Source organism: Acidovorax sp. KPB24-07, assembly GCF_057543315.1.
This window is the reverse complement of record NZ_BAAJYS010000555.1, coordinates 1-1,779: the sequence shown is the minus strand read 5'-3', so window position 1 is coordinate 1,779 and position 1,779 is coordinate 1. Positions and strand designations below refer to the sequence as shown.

Here is a 1,779-nt window from a genome sequence, read left to right as displayed (position 1 = left end):
TTCAGCGCCGCCTGCACCATCTCCCGCTGCGCCCGCGGCATGGCCGCGAAGCTGTCCGCCGCATCCGTGGCTCTTCGCCGCCTGCGCGCCCGGCCCATCAGCAAACTGCACCGCATCCTTGGCCCCCTGCCCTGCGCTGCAGCTGCAGCACTGGCACGAAGCTGGGCCGGCTCGTACACCGTGTTGCCGGATGCCTTGCCCATCCTGCGTGTGCACCAGACGGTCGCCGTCCCAGCCGTAGTGGGTGCTCTCCTGATGTCCTTCGCGAACCACGGTCTTGCCCAGACGCCGCCCGAACGCGTCGTAGCGGTAGCGCGCCACCGGCGTCCAGCCGCGCCCAGCCCCTGCCCGGCCTTCCTTGCACACCCGGGTGGTGGACCTGCCGCGCCCGTCGCTCTTGGCCCGCGCCGTCGTACTGGTGGCGCGTGCGCTGGTTCAGGGCATCGATGCTCTCGCTTTCATAACTATTTCATTTTTATCAGTTCAATTTTTGGCGTACAAGTATAAGAATATTTTAAATCGGGAAATATTGCTGTCAATTTCATATGTGTTGGATTGCTAGATTTACCCTCATCTGTTGCCAGCTTGTCCACCACCATCATCATTACGGCATCATCATCGACAATTTTTGCCCGGATTATACTTAAATGATTTAATTTATCCTTCTTTTGCTCATCCAGATAGTGCGGCGATTTTTTTTGTAAAAAAAAGCATTTTTTTTGGTCGCATTTATCAAATCACCGAGACTCCCTTGTTGGGGCGAGGTATTTTTTAAATCAACTGATCCAATTAGTGATGAAAAAGCGAATCCATCACCTTCAAATTTACCATTTTTATATTTTCCAGTTTCTGCAATCCACGCGTATTCAGGACGTTCGACAGTCCTTTCAACAACGTTCCATTGCCATATTTTTTTTGGATTTAACACAGGGAATCTTGCAAAAATATAATCCTCCGAAAACATGGCAGAACAATCGATATCATTGCGAAATTTCTCCGCCTTGACATCAAAAGAAATCAAAAAAATAATTGCAAAACATATCGATTTAATCATTTTCGAGATCCTCTTCGTTGCCTCATTTTATTTGCCAAATCCATAATATCATCAGTATCCGCAGTAGGTGCCGCGCCTCTTTCTTGCAAATCTTTAAAGTACACAGGCGTATCACATTCGTATCCCTTTGGGATTTCAGAACTTTTCCACATCGATTCTTCCGGTATGTAATCTGAAGGAGTTTTAACATCTTTGCCGGGCTCTTTATCTCCAGACTGACAAGTTAACTTATTTTTGCTCCATTTTTTGCAATATTGTGTGTAGTCATAAGGACTCGCTTGTTTCCAAACTTTTTCGTTCGGATTAACCACATCATAAACCTTGTCCAGTGGATGACTGGGCGCCTCAAGCATCCCAGCAGTCTGCGCATCAATTGATGCCTGTCTATTCACCTCACCGCGTTTAACGGCGCGTTGGTGAGCATTTCCTGTCAAGCCCAATGGATCAATATAAGTAGTTGGTCTTTCAACGTAACGATATAAGTTGATTCCTCCCCCCAATCCAATGGGATCCTGCGTGATGCTACTGCCCCAGGTGAGGGTCGTAGTACCTGAAGCGGAGTTGTAATGGCAGCCCGGTCTCGGCATCGATCTGCTGGCCCTGCAGCCGGATGCTCTGCTCGATCCGGTGCGGGTTGTATTCCTCCTGCACATCTCCCCAGGCGCCATAGCTGGCCGCCCAGGTGATCTCGCCGGCCTTCTCTCCGTTGCCATCCACCAGCCCGA

The 1,779-nt window shown here is 49.9% G+C and carries 5 protein-coding genes; 1 reads left to right on the top strand and 4 read right to left on the bottom strand.

What is annotated here, in order from left to right:
* On the bottom strand, positions 1-321 hold a 321-nt coding region (locus AC27IQ_RS23775), incomplete at its 3' end, for a hypothetical protein (protein ID WP_487091034.1).
* Positions 322-373: 52 nt separating this feature from the next.
* Between AC27IQ_RS23775 and AC27IQ_RS23770 the strand changes: the two genes are divergently transcribed.
* Positions 374-562 carry a hypothetical protein gene (locus tag AC27IQ_RS23770; protein WP_487091033.1) on the top strand — a complete coding sequence of 63 codons (189 nt, stop codon included), beginning with the start codon at positions 374-376 and terminating at the stop codon, positions 560-562.
* Between the two features lie 90 nt (positions 563-652).
* On the opposite strand, the gene AC27IQ_RS23765 is transcribed toward AC27IQ_RS23770, so the two are convergent.
* The 3 genes from AC27IQ_RS23765 to AC27IQ_RS23755 all read right to left on the bottom strand — a co-directional run.
* Complete coding sequence (locus AC27IQ_RS23765) at positions 653-1,054, bottom strand: hypothetical protein (protein ID WP_487091032.1); 402 nt, start codon at positions 1,052-1,054, stop codon at positions 653-655.
* Positions 1,051-1,554: a hypothetical protein gene (locus tag AC27IQ_RS23760; RefSeq protein ID WP_487091031.1), complete on the bottom strand. Its 504-nt coding sequence runs from the start codon at positions 1,552-1,554 to the stop codon at positions 1,051-1,053. The genes AC27IQ_RS23765 and AC27IQ_RS23760 overlap by 4 nt, the downstream gene beginning before the upstream one ends.
* A 22-nt stretch (positions 1,555-1,576) precedes the next feature.
* A partial coding sequence (locus tag AC27IQ_RS23755) for an RHS repeat-associated core domain-containing protein (protein WP_487091030.1) occupies positions 1,577-1,779 on the bottom strand: 203 nt, incomplete at its 5' end.

Coding starts and splice junctions, on each gene's coding strand:
- AC27IQ_RS23765 (WP_487091032.1), bottom strand. CDS start 1,054: ATGATTAAATCGATATGTTTTGCAATTATTTTTTTGATTTCTTTTGAT.